The 19,728-nt window shown below is 44.4% G+C and carries 17 protein-coding genes; 7 read left to right on the top strand and 10 right to left on the bottom strand.

Features of this window, described 5'->3' with window-relative positions; genetic code table 11:
- Positions 1–75: 75 nt before the first annotated feature.
- On the bottom strand, positions 76–1,257 hold the full coding sequence (locus tag BK582_RS06220; RefSeq protein WP_078593477.1) for an acetyl-CoA C-acetyltransferase: 1,182 nt from the start codon (positions 1,255–1,257) through the stop codon (positions 76–78).
- A gap of 380 nt (positions 1,258–1,637) precedes the next feature.
- A complete protein-coding gene (locus BK582_RS06215) occupies positions 1,638–3,743 on the bottom strand; it encodes a (Fe-S)-binding protein (protein WP_078593476.1) in 2,106 nt (701 codons plus the stop codon).
- A 345-nt stretch (positions 3,744–4,088) separates the two neighbouring features.
- Here BK582_RS06215 and cls point away from each other — a divergent pair, with 345 nt between their 5' ends.
- Together cls and BK582_RS06205 are read left to right on the top strand one after the other, a co-directional pair.
- On the top strand, positions 4,089–5,291 hold the full coding sequence (gene cls, locus BK582_RS06210) for a cardiolipin synthase (RefSeq protein WP_078593475.1): 1,203 nt from the start codon (positions 4,089–4,091) through the stop codon (positions 5,289–5,291).
- Between the two features lie 275 nt (positions 5,292–5,566).
- Positions 5,567–7,519: a heavy metal translocating P-type ATPase gene (locus BK582_RS06205; protein WP_078593474.1), complete on the top strand. Its 1,953-nt coding sequence runs from the start codon at positions 5,567–5,569 to the stop codon at positions 7,517–7,519.
- Positions 7,520–7,972: 453 nt separating this feature from the next.
- On the opposite strand, the gene BK582_RS06200 is transcribed toward BK582_RS06205, so the two are convergent.
- The 3 genes from BK582_RS06200 to BK582_RS06190 form a co-directional block, all read right to left on the bottom strand.
- The gene (locus BK582_RS06200) at positions 7,973–8,761 is read right to left on the bottom strand and encodes an alpha/beta fold hydrolase (RefSeq protein ID WP_078593473.1); all 789 of its coding nucleotides are present in this window, start codon (positions 8,759–8,761) and stop codon (positions 7,973–7,975) included.
- Positions 8,762–9,051: 290 nt separating this feature from the next.
- On the bottom strand, positions 9,052–10,722 hold the full coding sequence (gene argS, locus BK582_RS06195; protein ID WP_078593472.1) for an arginine--tRNA ligase: 1,671 nt from the start codon (positions 10,720–10,722) through the stop codon (positions 9,052–9,054).
- The gene (locus tag BK582_RS06190) at positions 10,719–11,129 is read right to left on the bottom strand and encodes a YwiB family protein (RefSeq protein ID WP_169910863.1); all 411 of its coding nucleotides are present in this window, start codon (positions 11,127–11,129) and stop codon (positions 10,719–10,721) included. The genes argS and BK582_RS06190 overlap by 4 nt, the downstream gene beginning before the upstream one ends.
- 407 nt (positions 11,130–11,536) lie before the next feature.
- On the opposite strand from BK582_RS06190, the gene BK582_RS26820 reads away from it, so the two are divergent.
- From BK582_RS26820 to BK582_RS06175, 4 genes are all read left to right on the top strand, one after another.
- Positions 11,537–11,677 (top strand): hypothetical protein, encoded by a 141-nt coding sequence (locus BK582_RS26820; protein ID WP_169910862.1) that lies wholly within the window; start codon positions 11,537–11,539, stop codon positions 11,675–11,677.
- Between the two features lie 25 nt (positions 11,678–11,702).
- Complete coding sequence (locus BK582_RS06185; protein WP_169910860.1) at positions 11,703–12,101, top strand: HU family DNA-binding protein; 399 nt, start codon at positions 11,703–11,705, stop codon at positions 12,099–12,101.
- A 533-nt stretch (positions 12,102–12,634) separates the two neighbouring features.
- The gene (locus BK582_RS06180) at positions 12,635–13,363 is read left to right on the top strand and encodes a hypothetical protein (RefSeq protein ID WP_078593469.1); all 729 of its coding nucleotides are present in this window, start codon (positions 12,635–12,637) and stop codon (positions 13,361–13,363) included.
- An 86-nt stretch (positions 13,364–13,449) separates the two neighbouring features.
- Positions 13,450–14,049 (top strand): hypothetical protein, encoded by a 600-nt coding sequence (locus tag BK582_RS06175; RefSeq protein ID WP_078593468.1) that lies wholly within the window; start codon positions 13,450–13,452, stop codon positions 14,047–14,049.
- A 136-nt stretch (positions 14,050–14,185) separates the two neighbouring features.
- On the opposite strand, the gene ltrA is transcribed toward BK582_RS06175, so the two are convergent.
- Both ltrA and BK582_RS06165 read right to left on the bottom strand, forming a co-directional pair.
- Positions 14,186–15,424 (bottom strand): group II intron reverse transcriptase/maturase, encoded by a 1,239-nt coding sequence (ltrA, locus tag BK582_RS06170; protein WP_078597820.1) that lies wholly within the window; start codon positions 15,422–15,424, stop codon positions 14,186–14,188.
- Positions 15,425–16,090: 666 nt separating this feature from the next.
- Complete coding sequence (locus BK582_RS06165; protein ID WP_078593467.1) at positions 16,091–16,273, bottom strand: hypothetical protein; 183 nt, start codon at positions 16,271–16,273, stop codon at positions 16,091–16,093.
- A gap of 228 nt (positions 16,274–16,501) precedes the next feature.
- On the opposite strand from BK582_RS06165, the gene BK582_RS06160 reads away from it, so the two are divergent.
- The gene (locus tag BK582_RS06160) at positions 16,502–17,128 is read left to right on the top strand and encodes a hypothetical protein (protein WP_078593466.1); all 627 of its coding nucleotides are present in this window, start codon (positions 16,502–16,504) and stop codon (positions 17,126–17,128) included.
- A gap of 103 nt (positions 17,129–17,231) precedes the next feature.
- Here the strand turns inward: BK582_RS06160 and BK582_RS06155 are convergent, their stop codons facing one another.
- From BK582_RS06155 to speE, 3 genes are all read right to left on the bottom strand, one after another.
- Positions 17,232–17,669: a hypothetical protein gene (locus BK582_RS06155; RefSeq protein WP_078593465.1), complete on the bottom strand. Its 438-nt coding sequence runs from the start codon at positions 17,667–17,669 to the stop codon at positions 17,232–17,234.
- Positions 17,670–17,806: 137 nt separating this feature from the next.
- The gene (gene speB / locus BK582_RS06150) at positions 17,807–18,646 is read right to left on the bottom strand and encodes an agmatinase (protein ID WP_414458032.1); all 840 of its coding nucleotides are present in this window, start codon (positions 18,644–18,646) and stop codon (positions 17,807–17,809) included.
- 103 nt (positions 18,647–18,749) lie between these two features.
- On the bottom strand, positions 18,750–19,577 hold the full coding sequence (gene speE, locus BK582_RS06145; protein WP_078593463.1) for a spermidine synthase: 828 nt from the start codon (positions 19,575–19,577) through the stop codon (positions 18,750–18,752).
- Between the last annotated feature and the right edge of the window lie 151 nt (positions 19,578–19,728).

The raw sequence follows: 19,728 nt of genomic DNA, 5'->3' as shown, positions 1-19,728 counted from the left end.
AATCCTCCTGTCCGTAATCCAGCCGCCGGAAATCATTTTTATCATGCTTTCCCCCGGCGGCCTGCTTTCCGTTTATTACTTAACTTCAATCATTACTGCATCGCCCTGGCCGCCTCCGCTGCAAATAGAGGCGATACCGATTCCGCCTCCCCGGCGCTTCAGTTCATAAGCCAGAGTCAGGATAATTCTCGTTCCGCTCGCTCCTATTGGATGCCCAAGGGCTACCGCCCCACCGTTAACATTGATTTTTTCAGGGTCCACATTCGCAATCTGTCCGCTCGCTAAAGCAACAGCTGCAAACGCTTCGTTGATTTCAAACAAATCTACATCTTCAATGGCCACGCCTGTTTTTTCAAGAAGCCTGTTAATAACAAGCCCTGGTGTTTTCGGGAAGTTTTCCGGCTCGACAGCAAGCTGTGTGTGACCGAGAATCGTCGCCAAAGGGTCGATTCCTCTTTCCTGAGCTTTTTCTTCACTCATCAGTACGAGTGCAGCCGCTCCATCATTAACCCCTGGGGCATTTCCTGCAGTAATACTTCCGTCTGCGCCAAAAACCGGCTTCAGTTTCGCAAGCTTTTCAACAGAAGTATCCGCCCTTGGTGATTCATCATCCTTTACAACGAGAGGGTCACCTTTTCGCTGGGGAACTTCTACCTGGACAATTTCTTCTGCCAGCTTCCCTTCTTCTATCGCACGGGCAGTTTTCTGATGACTTTGATAGGACCATTCATCCTGAGCCTCACGCGTTAAACCATGCTCTTTCGCGACGTTATTACCGTAATTACCCATGTGTACTCCCGTAAAAGTACATGTAAGACCGTCGTGAATCATCATGTCATGGAACTTCTGTTCACCCATTTTAAAACCAAATCGTGCTCCTTTAACAAAAAACGGCGCCTGGCTCATAGACTCCATACCACCGGCTACGATTGTTTCCTGTTCTCCTGCACGAATCAGAATATCGGCCAGGGTTACACTGCGCATACCGGAAGCACAAACTTTGTTAATCGTCTCCGTCTGTGTTTCCCACGGAATACCGGCTTCATGCTGTGCCTGCCGTGACGGGAGCTGCCCCTGTCCACCCTGAAGAACAGAACCCATGATTACATGATCTACATCTTTACCGTCAATCCCGGAACGTTCCAGTGCGGCTTTGATTGCCTTGCCGCCCAGCTGTGATGCAGAAAATCCCGAAAGCTTTCCACCCATTTTTCCAATCGGTGTCCTTGCCCCTCCAGTAATAACTGTTTTGCTCATTATTTCTCCTCCTTGCTGGTTTGTTTATGAATTGGTTCCTCTGCTCTTTCTGTTCGCCTGATACGCAGAACTGCCCGCCCCCTCTTTTCTTCAAAAGACGGGAGTTCAGATGCCTCTGAAAAAATCGATTGAACGCTCGCTCAGTCAAAAGGCACAGCAAATAAAGCGCTTTCAATAAGGCGCATCGATCTGCACCTGTTTACTTACTGAGTCTGGCAGACCCCTATCGCCTCAGACTGCCGGGTATAGATACGGAAAGGAAGAGCAAATTAAATTCGGCTCCTCCCCATTCCGTATTTTTTCCGGTAAATCCTCCAGGCTGTCCGGCAGCAGCCTGACTGAATAACTTATCCGCGTCTCTTACCACTTGTTATACTTCGTTACGCAGATTCAGAATCCTTCTTTATATCGAGAGATTTTTCTAAAATTTCTACAATATCCAGTGTTTTTACGTTCTCTTCTACTTCTTTCGCCTTCGTCCCGTCACTTAGCATTGTCAGACAGTACGGACACGCACTTCCGATAACAGAGGCTGAGGTTTCGAGAGCCTGTTCTGTACGTGCTTCGTTAACACGGGTACCAGTATCTTCTTCCATCCACATCATACCGCCGCCTGCCCCGCAGCACATGCCGTTTTCCCGGTTCCGTTCCATCTCCACAAGATTCACACCTGGAATTGCTTTCAGAATCTCACGAGGCGCATCGTACACATCGTTATAGCGGCCGAGGTAGCAGGAGTCGTGATAGACGATTGTTTCATCTACTTCCTTTATCGGTTTGATCAGCCCTTGCTGCAGCCATTCAAAAATAAGTTCTGTATGGTGGTACACTTCTGCTTCAAGTCCAAAGTCCGGATACTCGTTTTTAAATGCATTGTAAGTATGCGGATCTGTTGTAATTATCTTTTTCACACCGTTTTTCTCAAACTCCTGAATGTTGGCCTGTGCCAGCTCCTGGAATAAGAATTCGTTTCCAATACGCCTTGGTGTATCTCCGGAATTCTTTTCTTTGTTTCCAAGAATAGCAAACTTGATGCCGGCTTCATTCATGATTTTTGCGAAGGACTGGGCCACTTTCTGGCTTCTGCTGTCATAAGAACCCATGGAACCTACAAAGTAGAGATACTCAAATTCTTCTCCCCGCTTTTTCATTTCTTTTACAGTAGGTACATCAATATCATCCCGGCCATCGCGCCAGTTTTCACGCTCTTTACGGTTGATCCCCCAAGGGTTGCCTTGTTTTTCGATATTCTTCATTGTACGCTGTGCTTCTGTATCCATCTTACCTTCTGTTAAAACAAGGTAACGACGCATATCAACGATTTTATCTACGTGCTCGTTAGCTACAGGGCACTGGTCCTCACAGTTACGGCAAGTAGTACAAGCCCAAAGCTCTTCCTCCGTAATAACGTCGCCAATGAGGCTTACATCATAAGGGTCCACAGCAGCCGCTGCCTCTGCTCCTCCTGCTCCTGCCGCTGCAAGCTGGTTGCCTTTTGTATTATTGAATGCGAATTCAGGCATCCACGGCTTTCGTGAAGTAACTGCTGCTCCCTTTTCAGTAAGGTGGTCACGCATTTTTACGATGATGTCCATTGGAGAAAGCATTTTTCCTGTTCCTGTTGCAGGACACATGTTTGTACAGCGACCGCATTCCACACATGCATATAAATCAAGAAGCTGCTTCTGGTCAAAGTCTTCTATTTCATTTTTCCCGAACTTCTCAGCTTCCTCGTCTTCAAAATTAATTGGAGTCAGCTGTCCTCTCTTATGTGTCGGACCTACATAGACGTTTGCAGGGCCTGCGATCAAGTGAGCATGCTTCGACTGCGGAATGTAAACAAGGAAAGTGAGAAGGAATAACAGGTGCAGCCACCAGAAAACGAAGAATGCTGCCCCGGCCGCTGTCGGACTGATATCGCTGAAAACGGTTGCAATCCCGGCCGCAATCGGCTCCCACATTGTTACTGACTTACCGAGCCAGAGCATTTCCATTCCTTTAGCAAAAAGCTTGGAAATCATCAGGCCTCCGATGAAAATAAGTACAAGACCGGCTTTGAAATTACGCTTCAGACGAACGAGTTTTTCCACATAACGACGGTGGAAAGCCCAGACGACTGCTACAAGAATCAGCAATACGACAATTTCCTGAAAAAATGTAAAGAATGGATACACTGGCCCAAGAGGCAGATGCGATCCTGGGTTAAGCCCTTTCCAGATCACGTCGATAGCACTGAACTGTACAAGCAGGAATCCGTAGAAAAACAATACGTGAATGATTCCGCTCTTCTTATCCTTCAATAATTTTTTCTGCCCGAACACATTGACCATCACAGCCTCCCAGCGCTGCTTTGTGTCCATGGTGAATTCTGCTTTTTTCCCAAGCTTTATATATTCATATCTCGTTTTAACAAGCGAGGCGAATAAATAAACTGCATAACCTGTTACAAGGATAAAAAGAATCCAATTGATTATAATCGGTTCCATTTAAACCTCTCCTTCCTGTCCGCATTAAGTAATAACATTCCTACCGACTCCTCCTTTGCAGTCCCCTGATGTTATATGAACAAGGCTCCTCCCCAATCATGCCACAGTGCCGGGGTGAAAAATAACCCTATTCTGAAAATAAGTGAAATTCAAAAACTATTATAACACATAAAAATATGAATGAGTATTCATTCATATGGTTTTTTTCTAAATAAATCTTCCTGCTTTATTTCCGTTATATTCCATAAGGTTGATTTGTTTGACTTAAGGGAATAAATATAACTGAATATTATACCTGTAATCACGCAATTTACAATAAACGCTCTATTTAGGAGGACACACGCTGTGGTTTTTATCATACTTTTCGCTATAATTCTAGCTTTCATTTTATGGGTAGTAATTGACCTGCGTCTGGGGCAGAAAAAACACCAGTCAGAAATCCAGCCTTATAAAGAAGCTCCTGTTCGCAGTACTGATGCTGTATTTATCGGCCACGGAGACGAATTATTTAAGCATATGTTTCAGTTAATAGAGACTGCAGAAGACCACATTCATGTGAATTTCTATATTTTCAGGGATGACAAAATAGGCTACGAAATGCTTACAAGGCTGAAAAAAAAGGCCAGAGAAGGGGTTACAGTGCGTCTGATGGTCGACTGGGTTGGCCTGGCGATCACCAGGAAAGAAATAAAAAGGCTCAGAAGTGCCGGAGTAAAGTTCGCAAAAACCCAGTCCCCTTCTTTCCCTTATTTATTTTACAGCCTGAATGAAAGAAACCACAGAAAAATTACTGTTATTGATGGCAAAGCCGGCTACGTCGGCGGCTATAATGTGGGGGATGAGTATTTGGGCAAGGACCCCTCTAAAGGTCCTTGGAGAGACTATCATTTATACCTGACAGGCGAAGCGGTAGCCGACCTCCAGACACAATTTATTCGTGACTGGAGAAAATCTTCCGGGGAAGACCTGCATGAGGATCCACGTTACTTCCCTCCCCTGCCTGAAGGTAAATTAAAGGCCCGGATTGTAGCAACTGACGGGGCCCATGTAAAAGAATCGATGATGAAAATGCTGAGTAAGGCGAAACATTCCGTTTTGATAGGCACACCATATTTTGTTCCAGGTGTGGAGATGAGGGATCATTTAATTCAACTGGCACAAAAAGGAATAAATGTGCAGATTCTCATTCCCAAATATCCCGACCATCCCCTTGTAAAAGACGCCGCGTTTCCTTACTTTGAACCGCTCCTTAAAGCCGGGGTGGAAATCCGGCAGTTTTACGAAGGCTTTTACCATTCGAAAGCGATGATCATTGATGACACAATTGCGGATATCGGTACTGCCAATTTTGATATGCGCAGCTTCCACCTCAATCTTGAAATCAATTGCATTATTTATGATGGCGACTGGGTCCGTGAGGTAAAAAGCAAGATTGAAAAAGACTTTTATGGCAGCAGTGAGAAAATTACGATGGAGCATGTGAATAACCGAACCTTTGGCGATAAAGCGAAAGAGGCGCTAGCCACCGCCATATCCCCCTTTATGTAAAGGGGGGGTATTTTTAAAACTTACGAAAGAATTCACAACTTTCTGCATAGTCTTATTGTATCTCTTCGTAATTATATATATGCTTAAGAAAATAGCTGCTGCCTGCCCGCCAGGCTGCAGCATTTCTGCTTTTTAGAGTGTATTGATTTTGATTCTGATTCTCAATTGTTCCCTGTTCAACATGTAATACTCCTTTTTGCCGGGTCCTGATGGTTAAACATAAAGCACCTTCCGGGACAGTCGCTGCCTCCTGGAGGAAAATGAAGGGGGAATTTATGATGGAACAGCAAAGAACGTTTGAAAAAAAGAAGCAACTCCTATTAGGTGAAACTGCCGGAGCCAACAGTTACTTATCAACTGTAAAGAAGCACCAGCAGCTCATTTTCGCGCTGCTTGGCGGATTATTTTTACTTGCTGGATATTTAATTGATCTGTCGGGTTACTCCACAGTTGCTGTATTGTTCTACATCACCTCCTTTGCTGTGGGCGGTTATTATAAAGCAAAGGAAGGAATCCTCGATCTTCTGCAGGACCGCTCTCTGAACGTGGAAATCCTCATGATTCTCGCTGCTGTTGGTGCCGCTTCGATCGGCTACTGGGGCGAGGGTGCCATACTCATCTTCATTTTTTCTTTAAGTGGAGCACTGGAAACCTATACATGGCAAAAAAGCGAGAAAGACCTGTCTTCATTAATCAAGCTTGCTCCAAATGAAGCTGCTGTCCTGGGGGCGGACGGGGAAACAAGGACTATCCCTGTTGAGGAAATAAGTATCGGTGACAAGGTGCTGGTCCGTCCAGGGGAAAGGGTTCCTGTTGACGGGATTGTCCTTTCCGGAGAAACAACGGTGGATGAGGCTGCCCTAACTGGGGAAGCCGTGCCGGTTTTCAAAAACTCAGGCGCCAGCGTTTTTAACGGTACAATTAATGGCAAGGGGTCGATGACTGTAGAAGTAAAGAAGGAAAATTCTGATTCTCTTTTCCAGAAAATGATTCGTCTCGTCCAGCAGGCAAAGGAAGAACGCCCGCCTGCCCAGCAATGGATCGAAAAAGTGGAAGGACCTTACGTTATCGCTGTACTGGCAGCAGTTGCCCTGATGATTGTTATTCCATATTTCTTTTTCGCCTGGGACTTTGAGACAACTTTTTACCGGGCGATGGTTCTCCTCGTTGTTGCTTCTCCATGCGCAGTCGTAGCTTCAGTGATGCCCGCCCTTCTCTCCGCTATTTCCACCGGGGCAAGGAACGGTGTACTAATGAAAGGCGGGGTCTTCCTTGAGCAGCTTTCTAAAGCGGATGTTATTGCTTTTGATAAAACCGGAACGATAACTTCCGGGCACCCGCAGGTAATTAATGTCCATATTGAAGACACCCTGTCGGAAGAGGAGTTTTATTCTGTTGTATACGCTGTGGAAAGGCAGTCTAATCACCCCCTCGCCAAAGCCCTGAGTGATTTTTCCAGGCAAGGCAGCAATTCGCCGCTGCCAGTGGTGGATTCGATCCTCGATATTACAGGATACGGAGTGGAAGGAACTGCAGCCGGGGAACAGTGGCTCATTGGGAGTGTCGCTCTTATGGACCGGGAAGGGCTGAGGCCGCTTTCAGAGGGCTGGCTCGACCGTGAAAAACAATGGCAGAGGGATGGTAAAACAGTTATTTATGTTTCAAAAGGCGGCATGCTTGCCGGAGCCTTTGCTGTAAAGGATACAATTCGGCCGGGGGTAAAGGAAACACTGGCCGAGCTTCATGAACTGGGAATTAAGACTGTAATGATAACAGGAGATCATGAGGCAACAGCTGCTTCGATCGCTAAGGAGGCAGGAGTGGACAGCTGGATTTCCGAGAGCCTTCCACAGGATAAAGTCCGGGAAGTTGACAGGCTGAAGAATCAATATAATTCTGTAATAATGGTGGGAGATGGTGTAAATGACGCCCCTGCCCTTGCTAAGGCGGACATTGGAATAGCCATGGGCTCAGGCAGTGATGTTGCGATTGATACAGCCGACCTGGTGCTGATGAAAAACGAGCTGAACAAAATCCGTTTAACATTATCCCTTTCAAAAAGGCTCAACAGGATCGTTCTTCAGAACCTTACTTTTTCAGTGCTGGTAATTCTGCTGCTGATCAGCGGTAACTTCGCACAGCAAGTCTCTCTGCCACTTGGTGTCATCGGCCATGAAGGGAGTACCATCCTTGTGATTTTAAACGGATTAAGGTTGCTGAAGGTATAATGCGACCGGCGTCCCCGCTTCCTCTCACTGGAGGGCGGGGGCTGTTATAGGTCGGTTGTTTGGCTGCCGGCTTTCACTGACGTATTGGCAATCTGGACGAATTTCACCCTTTCCATTTAAATTTGTCCAGGAAATTCATTACTCTGGACAAATCTTGCCATCGACCCTTGAATTTGTCCAGCAAACTAAGAATGCCGGACAAATCTCTTTACTATAGGGGATATTTGTCCAGTAAAAAGGAATTTAATGGATAAAATCCTCTGATTCCCTTGGTTTTCTGGACAAATTTCACCCTTTCCATTTAAATTTGTCCAGCAGATTCATTACTCTGGACAAATCTAACCATCGACCCTCGAATTTGTCCAGCAAACTAAAAATGCTGGACAAATCTCATCATTCTTACTTTAATTTGTCCTGAATAATCACCGACAAAACAATAACCCCCGCCTCTCCTCACTGGAGGGTGGGGGTTGCCTCATGCTTTATAATAAAATCTTTCACTATTTTATTAATTGCTGAACCTTTTCTGGTCGGGGTTTGATGAGCTACATTCCCAACGAGAATCATATCCAGCGGCGCCCTCATCTTCCTGGAAAATAATTTCCGGTAATGATGCAGATAATCTGCCCGCTGGCCGTAAACAAGAAGCATCGGGCACTGAATTTTTCCAAGTCGGTCCGTAGCTTTATATTCCAGGCCAATCCGGTAATATTCTTCCAGCACCTCCGGAGGGGTCCGTTTCACATAGGAAGCAAGCTGCCACATATTTTTCAGGCTTTTCCATTCATGGGCTCCTGCAAGTACTCCTGCTAACAACCCCATCCATTTATTTTCCGCCGCCCAGATTCCAAGCTTAAACTCATTTCGCAGCAGGAAGCTGTTCACTTCCGGAAACCCCCCAAGGAGAATAACTCCTTTCAAACGATCAGGATAATTGATAGCAGCTTCAAGCACCATTGACCCGCCGTTGGAGTAGCCGCAAATATATGCCTGTTTTATCCTCGCGTGATCAAGAACACTTATAATGTCTTCAGCTATTGTCTCCATTGTCAGAGGCCTGCTGTTGTATAGGCTGCTTCGCCCATTGCCTCTCAGGTCCATAGCAATCACTTTAAAACTCCTGCTTAGTTCTTCTTTTTGCCGGCGGAAAGTTATATGCCCCATTCCTGGCGGGTGGATAAATAAAACTGCTGGTCCCTGCCCTGCTGTTTCATAGTAAATTCTTTTCCGGGTCACTGGCATAGTTATCACCTCTGCCAGTTAGTGTTTGCCTGTTTTTACTGTTTATGAATGGGAAAAACCGGCTGAAGCATGCCTCAGCCGGTTTTTATTTTAAGCTCTGTACTTTAATGTTGATTTTCACTTCAGGACGCTCGCTTGCCTCGGGCATTGCATCAGCTACCTCGGTAGCCTTTTTGGCTTCCGAGGGGATCTTCAGCCAATGCTATTCCCGAAGGCGTCTCGCCCCCTTTCGCTACAATCAACACTGTGTAAAAATTCGACACCGGGCTTTCACAAAGCCTATTTTAAAATTACATTTTCTCCGGTGCTTCCACGCCTACAAGTTTGAGTGCGTTCTGGAGCGTTCTTCGTACTGCTTCCATGAGGGCAAGACGTGCTTTTGTCAGCTCGTCATCATTCTCGTTAATAACCTTTTCCGCATTGTAGAAGCTGTGAAGCGCCTGCGCAAGCTCATAAACATAATTAGCAATGCGGTGCGGAGCCCGTTTTTTCGCAGCATCGTTTACCGCTTCCGGATACTCGCCTACTTTTTTCATCAGATCGATTTCTTTTTCCGCAGTAAGCCTTTCAAGGTTCGCCCCTTTTTCAGGCTTAAATCCTGCTTCCTCCGCCTGGCGAAGCATACTGCAGATTCTCGCATGAGCGTACTGAACGTAATAAACCGGGTTTTCATTGGACTGGGATTTTGCAAGACTCATGTCAAAATCAAGGTGAGTGTCCGCTGCACGCATAGCAAAGAAGTAACGGGTAGCATCGATCCCTACTTCTTCCATCAGGTCACGCATTGTTACAGCTTTACCTGTACGTTTGCTCATTTTAACCTTTTCGCCGTTCTCAAACAGATTTACCATTTGAATAATCTGTACCTGGAGCTGTTCCGGATCATAGCCAAGGGCCTGAACCGCCGCTTTCATCCTTGGTATATACCCATGGTGGTCTGCTCCCCAGATATTAATAAGCTCTTCAAAACCTCTGGCAAACTTATCTTTATGATAAGAAATATCAGGTGTTAAGTACGTGTAAGAGCCGTCGCTTTTCACTAAAACTCTGTCCTTATCGTCCCCGTATTTCGTAGACTGGAACCAGAGAGCTCCTCCCTCTTCGTAGGTTTCGCCACGATCCTTTAGTTCTTCAAGAGCAGCCTCCACTTTTTGTGAAGTATAAAGGGAGGTCTCTGAATACCATGTATCAAAATTCACCCGGAAATCAGCAAGGTCTTCCTTCAGCTTATCAAGCTCCCGCTTCAGGCCGTATTCTTTGAAAAACTCGAGCCGCCCTTCTTCATCGGCTTCTTTAAATCTGTCTCCGTAAATATCAACGATTTCTTCCGCGAAACCAATGATATCTTTTCCCTGGTAACCGTCTTCCGGCATTGGCTTATCTTCGCCAAGTGCCTGAAAGTATCTTGCATCAATGGAACGGGCAAGATTGTCAATCTGGTTGCCTGCATCGTTTATATAATATTCCCGGGCAACTTCATAGCCTGCTTTTTCGAGAATGTTGCAGAGGGAATCCCCTACTGCAGCGCCCCTCGCATGACCGAGATGCAATGTTCCTGTCGGGTTGGCTGATACAAACTCCACCTGGATTTTCTTACCCTGTCCGAAGTCGCTGCTGCCAAAATTCTCTTCTTTTTCCAGTACTTCAGCTACTACATCTGTTAAATAATCTTTCTTTACAAAAAAGTTAATGAAGCCGGGACCTGCAATGTCAATTTTTGTAACATTCGCTGCTTCTGCATCAAAATGTTCCTTTATGTCTTCGGCAATTTGCCGTGGTGCTTTTCTGGCGATCCTTGCAAGCTGCATTGCCATATTCGTGGCATAATCCCCGTGTTCCTTTTCTTTCGGCGTTTCAATCACTGCTTCCGGCAGCTCTTCTTTTTCCGCCAGCCCAGCCTTTACAACTGCATTGACGATTTCCTGCTTCAATTGTGCTTTGAGCTTTTCTACCTGGTTCATGAGCGCTCTGATACCTCCCTTATAGTTACGCGCATATCATAATCCCCTGCATTTCCTCCCTGCAGCCTGAGATTATAGCGCAGCCTGAGCTTTCCTGTTTTACTTGTGCTGTTCCAGTTATAATAAACTTCTTTAGTTTTTGTGATCATTTCCATCGGCCCATACGGACTGTGATACATCCCTTCCGTTTCGGCACCCTGGATAAAACGCTGGTTCATTGTAACCGCACCTTTGCGGATAACGGACATTTCCTCGTTCTTTATTTTAATGGTCTGGACCGTTTTTCCTGCTTCTTCGTCAGGTTCCTGAAAACGGAGAAATACAGAAGCACCTTTCTGAAAAAGCAGTCCTTCTGCTTTAATTTCAGTGGTGTCCTTTCTCCCGCTGTCCCTTATTGTCGTGTTCATTAATACTGCAACGGGTAACCCTTTTGCGGATTCCATGTAATCCCCCGTTTCTTTTAAAAAAGATGTTGTGCTTCTAGTTTTTATGTGGTGCCCCCATTGCCAGCAAGTTGATAAATATGGGGGGCCCCTCATTTCACCATGAATAGTTAATGGATAACTTTAGTATTATATCTAATTTTGCCTGTTTCCATCAAGCTTTACCCAATTTTACAGCAAAGTTACTTTATTTTTGGAGAAAGTTGCATGCACCCAACTGTCACTATGGCACGCTTCATAGTGACATCACGTTAATTTCTTACCCAAAAACAAAAACCCCTTGCCAGACAAGGGGTTTTTAAAGTTGCCCTTAGGTGCCTACTCGCCGATCATATCAGCAAGTAAAGCAAGAGGAGTTGGCAGCGCAAGAAATGAAAGGTAACAACTACGGCAAGTCCTATGATACGTACATCCGAGGTCGAGGTCAGTCGTATCAAAAGACAACTGCCGGGGATGATTACGGGTTCGATGAGCGGGATGTCGAACTGGAAGATGATGGTCCGGAACTATGATATAGCTGAAAGGAGGGTGGTGCACATGAGTGCAGAAGAGAGAGAGAACACCCAAAAGAGTGATGAAAAACCATTCGTAGATGATGGCGGCCATGTGCGCAATCAAAATTACATCGAAGAACGGGCCTCAGAGCGCTCAGGTATTCATAAAGATACGATCAAGGTCGCGTTCGATGCCATGTGGGACAGCATATGTGAGGAACTTGAAAACGGGAATGAGGTAAAAATGCACGGGAAGGGTAGTTGGTACTTATCAAGGAGATCCCCCCGTGTCGGCAGAAACCCCGTTACCGGAGAGGAATACGACGTGCCGGAGCGAGAAGCGATGGCGTTTCGAACAAGTCCTGCGTATGCAAAACGGCTGCGCGAGCGTCGTAAGGAAATAGCCAAACAGCGAATGAATAGAGAAGCACCATCTGAATAAACAAACTCATGGCACCGCTCCTTTTTAAAAGGGGCGGTGTTTTTCGTTTAGGTCTGGAACTTAAAATGTAAGGGTCTGAAATGTTCTACCTCGTACGTTTCGAGAGGTATAAGGCGAAGGAGGGGTATTTCGCTCCTCCTACCCTATAACATATATGGTTTTATTTTGCATTATTTGAATAAACGACATTTATATAGAAAAATTTAACATTTGTGATAATATGGTATTTATTTGTATTATATACCATTTATTGCTAAATTAAATTGAATTTTCTTTTTTCCCTTTTAATATAGTCTAAGATTGCAAGTTTAGTAATCTTAATTTTAATATTTTCTCACAAAATGGTGGTGATGCTCAGACTAGCGGTTGTCATGTTGTATGCTTGATGGTAATATGGTCGTCAAGAACCCTGAATTTTCCATAAGCAGCACTAAAGATTCCGAAGATGATAATTGGGAAGAGCTTCCTATAAATTATGATCATTAGATCAACTGTTCCGCGACCTGAAAGAGTCTCCAACGAGTAGTATTAACTTGGAGGAAAAAAATTTTTATAATGGAATATACGTGGAGGATCTTTTTAAAGGAGAAGGTTGGAAACGCTGGAGCGCTACGAGTGGTACACGATATGATTATTATGCCTACAGTAGTGAACAAGGAGATTTTACCATTACGCAATTATCTGTGTTAATCCCTGTGGGTCATCGAGATAATATGTTTCCTGATGATAACGGCTTATGGAACATGATTGCTGGCTACAAGGTTATGCATGGAGCGCTATTAGAGTATAATCACTTAACTAAAGAACTTAGTTTATATTACAACAATGCCGGGATGCGTTTTCAAAACTTTGAAATAGAAGTATCAGAATTGTTCGGTAGGAACGTGTGGATTAGCTCAACTATGACTTGGGATGGAGTAGAGGAAAGTCCTGACGGTATGATAAGTACTGCGATTGGTGTAATTCCGGCAACAAAAAGAATATCAGATATTGCTGATACTGTCTGGGATGCATTAACACCTAATGACGTTCTTGAAGTTGGTAATGTGGATTGGCACCCTGGGACCTTTGATCTTCAAGAACAATACTATGGTGAGCTTGGTGTTATCCGTGCTGTCTCTGCTAGTACAGGGAATAATGTTTTAAGAGCAGAGAATTCTAACGCACAAATAGAGGCTACGGCACACGTCCATAATTATGTTCTCCCTCTTCCAGGTAGTTCTTTTAGAGCAGATGTAATGACTAACTTGTACGCCCAATAAAAATAAAACTCTTTGTTTATAAACTATAATAATCACCTAAGTTATAATATACTTAGCTGATTATTAATAAAATACGGTGGTAAATTGTGAAAAATAAAAGTGTGATAATCGTTTTAGGTTTTTTTCTATTGATTAGTTTAATTTTCAACTATCAGTATTTTCAAAGGTATCAGGAAGATAAACGTGCGTTTGAGGTGTACAGTAATGAATTAGTTTATGAATTATATTTATTAATCCAACAAACAGAGGCTTTAATAGAGGTTGATTCTACAGGTGAAAGATTTGCAATTAATATGATGGATCTAACTTCCAGATTTGATAGAATGGATTACCTTCTAAGAAGGTCACCCATCTTTATAAAAGAGGTTAATGGTAGTGTATTTAGTTATTTTTATGTAACCTCTTCATTAATGAAAAGTGGTTATTCTGACCCTCAAACCCCACCATTTTATTTAGATTTAGAACTCACTACTTATGAAAGGCAATTTTTAATTGATTTAGTAGAACTCATGAAAGAGGCATATGAACAACTAACGACACCAGAAGAACCCAGTGAATTGAACCCTGAACTTAGTCCAGAGGATTTCAAAAATGTAATATCTGAATACATAGACATAACCAACACCTACGATAATAGGTTTAACCCAATACTAGAAAAATATGTTGATGGATTTAAAAATTCATAAAAAGGAGTTCCACGGAGCGCCGTGAAAAAGCACTTGAATTAAAAGCCAAATCGAGTAGGAGGGGGTGATTAACCCCCGACCTCTCACACCACCGTACGTACGGATCCGTATACGGCGGTTTCATGAAAATCAGACGTTATATCAACGATTTCAAACCCATCCTGCGCCAGTAGGCGTCATTAAGCGTATGGTGAAGAATTGGGCTACAGGCGACTCGCCAGTAGCCTTTTCTTGTGTTTCCCCATTCATAAGCCTTCTGCTTCGATACTCCCAAGGCGATTAGGTTTCTGACTTTTGTTTTCGGTTTCTTCCATTCTTTCCATCGTACCATTCGAAGTCTTCTTCTTATCCACTTCATTAATTCCTTTAATACCGAGGGTGTTTCCGCCAGTCGGAAATAATTTCTCCAGCCGACGATAAACCGGTTCAGCTTGCCAATTCTGTATTCCATAGGAATACTTTTCTTTCGGGAAGTAATCTCACGGATTCGACCTTTTGCCCGTTGGATTGATTCCCTGTGTATTCTTATTTTCGCTTTTCCTTTAGAAGAAGCTGTGAAACTGAAACCCAGGAACTTTCGTTTCCACGGACGGTCTACCGCGCTCTTTTCCCGATTTACCTTTAGCTTCAGTTTATCTTCAATGAAGGTGATCATGTTCTTTCGGATACGCTCTGCGGCTTTCTTTGACCCCGTGTAAATCTGGCAGTCGTCCGCATAGCGGACAAAGCGAATACTCCGTTTCTCCAGTTCTTTGTCCAATTCATCCAGGACAATATTTGAGAGAAGCGGGCTTAATGGACTCCCTTGGGGAGTCCCCATGTCGTTTTGCCTAACTAATCCGTTTTCCATGATTCCTGCCTGAAGGTATTTCCGGATGATGCTCAACACCCTTCTGTCGCTGATACGGTAACTTAACGTTCGCATCAGACGGTCGTGGTTCACTTTGTCGAAGACTTTCTCCAGATCAATATCGACCACCCATGTGTACCCTTCATTGATATACTGTTTTGCTTTCAACACGGCATCATGGGCTCGTCGTTTCGGGCGGAAACCGTAACTGTTTTCAGAAAATGTCGGATCATAGATTCGTTGAAGGTAGAGATTAATGGATTGCTGGACCAGACGGTCCATGACAGTCGGGATCCCTAACTTCCGTTTACCCCCGTCCGGTTTCGGGATTTCGACTCGGCGGATCGGTGACGGTTGGTAGGTTCTCGACAAGAGCCCCTGGCGGATGGCAGACCATTCTTCGGAGATCTGGGATTTCAGTTCCGCAGTGGTAATGCCGTCAACGCCCTGGCTCCCTTTATTTTGGACTACCTTGAGATATGCTTTATTCAAATTGTCTCGGTGTAATATCTCTTCCAACATCACATTAACCTCCACGTGGCTCTTCCTTTCCATTGTGTGGTATCATTCTCCACGCTTCCTAAGCCCTGGAGGGATTCACCTCTGCTTCCTAGGCAAGCTGGTATATTCTGTGTTATCGAATGATACGTACGCAGGTGGATGAGCACTCTTTTCATGATTCAGCCCTTCCCACAAAATCTAGAAATCTGTGGTACTATGGCTTCGGCTGACTTCTGACAGTTCAGTGATTCCTCCCGGAATCAGTTACCGCATTTGTACGGCGTTCCTGTCAGACCTACCCGGGTAAGTGCATAAACTTCCTCTCCATATACCCGCCTCATTTACTGCCGGATCCTTCGGTCGTTAGGACTTTGACTTGTTTTGCAGCCTCATCCAGACCAGACAGCCTGGTATGAGATTCGTGTTCCTCGGGTCGGAGATTTGCCTCCGGCTTCCTTCAGATTCCGAGTCGCCCCGGACACCCTTGCCTTTAGCTAGCAGTTACAACGGCCTTCACTGTTCGGGACTTGAACCCTAAAGCGTATGCACATGCCGGGCACACAAAATAAAGGGTCCGGGGATTATCCCCAGGCCCTTTTTTTACCACGTCTAAAATATATCGTACGAGACACCTCTCCTTTATAAAAGGGGTAGTGTTTTTGTTTAGAGTATGGTTTTTGAATGTGTAGTTTAATCATTTGGATTTTCTTTAAGTTTACGCAACAATGGATAAACTAAAAAATACACAATAAAAGCACCAATAGCCATAGGGATAGCTCTATTAAAATCCCTCGTAGTTAAGAAAATAAATAAAAAGACGGCAACACCTACTAAAAGGGCTATAAACCAAGGAGTATCTACATGTTTCTTCATGTTTAAAACCAGCCTTCCTTACATATAAAAGGTAAATTTGTTAATTGCTGTTTATTTTTCGGTTCTATCAAGCTAAAATACTAATTGAAAAAATTACCAAAAAATTTCAGGAGGGGTTTCATGTTTAAAAGATTAACGGCTGCTTTACTAGTTTAAATTATTTCTTTTGGTTTTGTCGCTACATCGTTTGCAAGTAATAGTCTAACACAGGATTGCGAGTTATGTAATTTGGAAGTGGAATCCACTGGGCATACCGAAAAAATAAATGAAACAAGGCAAGTTTTGTTTAGTTCCAGTGATTTTAGATCAGTTGTGCAAAACTTAGATGGGAAGATTAATAGAGGTGCTGCCGTAATTGATGCTCCTGAAGATTTAGACGCAACAGGGCCGTATAATCTTGGTATTGTAAGTTTTGCTGTAGAGGGGTCGTCAGAAGGGTTAACGTCCGTTACTTTCTATGTTGATTTAAATAACCAAGAAGTTTTAGGAGATAGGCAGCATTTCATAAATCCTAACGAGAGTGACAGAACAGTAGATTTAAAAATTAAAGATAATGGTGAAACAGTTGCTGATTTAACTGTTAACGAACAAAATGTTACAGATAACTTAACTTCCGATACTTATACCCACGAAGAATATTTAGAGGTAATGGCAAACCAAAGTGGGGAATTCCAAACGGCTTCTACATGTGAATGGGCAATACAAACATTAGCAGGAGCTACGTCAGCATTCCAATGCGGCCTATGGTGCTTAGGACTAGCCTTTACGGGACCATGGACATCAATTGGTTGCGGTGTTTTATGTACAATGCTTATAGGGTATCCAGTGAGTGAGGCTGTTTCAGACTTTTGTTAAATAAAAATTAAAATATAAGAGGTCTTCGTTTTTAATAAAAACGTAGGCCTTTTTGATGAAAAAAAACACCGTGCAGATTCGCACGGTGATATTGTATCTAAGATTACGCATCCAGAATATATCGGACAAGATCCAGCACCTTCTGCGGATCTTTCGCTGTTTCCCTTGTGACCACGGAGTCCGGACGCTCTACCTGGCGCATGATGTCATAAATGACGGATGCTTTGGTCTGCGCACTGGAATGAACATCGTGATATGCCGGGTTGTTAAACAGGTACTCAATAAAACGCGGGAACGATTCTTTGAAAATCGTTTTATACTGCCCGCCGAAGTTGGCGTATTCCGCTTTTCGCTGGCGTTCCTGTTCCGCCATCAGACGAGAGCGTTCTTCGAGCGCCTGCCGTTCATGCTCGATACGGCGGGCTTCTGCTTCTTGGCGAGCTTTCTCCCTGGCTTCGGCGTTAATTCTAAGCTGGCGGCCTTCCCGCTGAACCAGCTCTACGGAAGGATTTTGTTTGAACATCGTAAGCAGCTGGTTCAAATCCTGCGGAACAACCCCATTCGTTTTCTTTTATGAGTTCCACCGCGGTATTCCACGCATAAAGTGTCTCGTTTACGGTTGTGTGATCCGCTTCTTTTACTTTACGTGTTTACGCACCAGAGATCGGACATTAAAGGTTACTTTTTCCCGGGCCACCCGAGTAACATTTCCCGGATGAATTTGCTGGCGGCGATAGATGTTTGTTCTGTCGGGTCATATGGAGGGGATACTTCCACTAAGTCGCAGCCCACCACGTTAACCGCTGAATCAGCAATTAAACCTATCGCTTCAAGAAGCTCCTTCGACGAGATGCCTCCCGCTTCTGCTGTTCCTGTGCCAGGAGCGTAAGCAGGATCGAGCACATCAATATCAATTGTGACGTATACAGGCCTTCCTGCAAGAGAAGGTAGCACTTCCTTCAGTGGTTTTGCCACCTCAAATTTCGCCATATACATTCCTGATTCCTTGGCGTACTGAAATTCCTCCCGCATTCCTGAACGGATGCCGAAAGAGTAGACATTTTCTGGTCCGATTAGCCCGCAGGCCTTCCGGATCGGTGTTGAATGGGAAAGTGGCTCTCCTTCATATTCTTCCCTCAGATCCGCGTGGGCGTCAATATGAATAATTGCCAAGTCATCATATTTTTTAGAAAAAGAACGGAAAATCGGCCAGGAAACTAAATGCTCTCCGCCGATTCCTAAAGGAAATTTCCCGTCTCCAAGAAGCTTGTCCACATATTCCTCAATCATATCCAGGCTTTTTGCCGCATTCCCGAACGGAAGCAGCATATCCCCTGCATCGTGGTATTTCACTTCCTCCAGGTGGCGGTTCCTGTATGGACTGAATTCCTCCAGGCCAATGGAGGCTTCCCTGATTCTGTTAGGCCCAAAACGTGAGCCTGGCCGGAAACTTACCGTATAATCCATTGGCATCCCGTATATGACAATGTCGCTCTCCTCATAAGAGCGGTTGCCCATTATAAAAACTTTCCCTGAATATCCCTGATCAAAATACACAGTCTTTACCTCCCTGATCTTTCATCATTAAATACTGCCACAGTTCAAACCGCAGCCTTCTCTTTTATTCCGTAAGATCTTTCACGAATTTAGGAAGCACGAATGCGGCACGGTGAATTTCAGGAGTAAAGTATTTCGTGTCAATCTCATGGAAACGATCTTCAGTCACTTCCAGAGGGTCATGTTTTTTCGAACCCATAGTAAAGGTCCAGAGACCGCTCGGATACGTAGGAATACTCGCTGTATAAAGACGAGTCACCGGGAACGTCTCCTTTACATCCTTGTAGGCGTTTCTGATCAGATCCTGCTGGAACCAAGGATTGTCGGTCTGGGCAACGAACAGTCCATCTTCTTTTAGTGCCTTCGCAATCCCTTCGTAAAATCCTTTTGTAAACAGATTTACAGCAGGTCCAACCGGCTCGGTGGAATCCACCATAATGACATCATACTCGTTTTCGCTCTGAGCAATATGCATGAAGCCATCATCCACTTTTACTTCCACACGAGGGTCGTCCAGCTTCCCTGCAATAGATGGAAGGTATTTCTTTGAGTACTCAATGACTTTTCCGTCTATATCGACTAGGGTCGCTTTTTTCACTTCCGGATGTTTCAGGATTTCACGGATTACACCACCGTCTCCTCCGCCGACAACGAGAACGTTCTCCGGGTTCGGGTGGGTAAACAGGGGAACGTGAGCAACCATTTCATGATAGACAAACTCATCTTTTTCTGTCGTCATTACCATGCCGTCTAAAAGCAGCATGTTGCCAAACTCGTCCGTTTCCACCATATCAAGCTGCTGAAACTCCGTTTTTTCACTATGGTGGATCTTCTTCACTCGCATCGTAATACCGAAATCTTTTGTTTGTTTTTCAGTAAACCAGAATTCCATAATAATCACCTCTTCTTTATACATTCACGGGGATGCAGGCGGAAAAACCATGTTTTCTATTAACTCTGCATCTGTTTTAAATACAGGCCTTTTCGGTACAGCCCCTACAGGCTTCCTATCACTAAATCAGCATCGTTCTTTAGCTTCAGCG

Origin of the sequence: Evansella clarkii (genome assembly GCF_002019695.1) — a bacterium.
GTDB classification, from domain to species: domain Bacteria; phylum Bacillota; class Bacilli; order Bacillales; family Salisediminibacteriaceae; genus Evansella; species Evansella clarkii.
The sequence above is the reverse complement of the archived record's forward strand: the minus strand, read 5'-3'. Positions and strand labels throughout refer to the sequence as shown.

Excerpts from the sequence above, each read along its gene's own strand:
- BK582_RS06220 (WP_078593477.1), bottom strand. The coding sequence starts at position 1,257 with ATGAGCAAAACAGTTATTACTGGAGGGGCAAGGACACCGATTGGAAAA.
- BK582_RS06215 (WP_078593476.1), bottom strand. The coding sequence starts at position 3,743 with ATGGAACCGATTATAATCAATTGGATTCTTTTTATCCTTGTAACAGGT.
- BK582_RS06205 (WP_078593474.1), top strand. The coding sequence starts at position 5,567 with ATGATGGAACAGCAAAGAACGTTTGAAAAAAAGAAGCAACTCCTATTA.
- BK582_RS06200 (WP_078593473.1), bottom strand. The coding sequence starts at position 8,761 with ATGCCAGTGACCCGGAAAAGAATTTACTATGAAACAGCAGGGCAGGGA.
- argS (WP_078593472.1), bottom strand. The coding sequence starts at position 10,722 with ATGAACCAGGTAGAAAAGCTCAAAGCACAATTGAAGCAGGAAATCGTC.
- BK582_RS06190 (WP_169910863.1), bottom strand. The coding sequence starts at position 11,129 with ATGAACACGACAATAAGGGACAGCGGGAGAAAGGACACCACTGAAATT.
- BK582_RS26820 (WP_169910862.1), top strand. The coding sequence starts at position 11,537 with ATGAAAGGTAACAACTACGGCAAGTCCTATGATACGTACATCCGAGGT.
- BK582_RS06185 (WP_169910860.1), top strand. The coding sequence starts at position 11,703 with ATGAGTGCAGAAGAGAGAGAGAACACCCAAAAGAGTGATGAAAAACCA.
- BK582_RS06165 (WP_078593467.1), bottom strand. The coding sequence starts at position 16,273 with ATGAAGAAACATGTAGATACTCCTTGGTTTATAGCCCTTTTAGTAGGT.
- speB (WP_414458032.1), bottom strand. The coding sequence starts at position 18,646 with ATGGGCAACCGCTCTTATGAGGAGAGCGACATTGTCATATACGGGATG.
- speE (WP_078593463.1), bottom strand. The coding sequence starts at position 19,577 with ATGGAATTCTGGTTTACTGAAAAACAAACAAAAGATTTCGGTATTACG.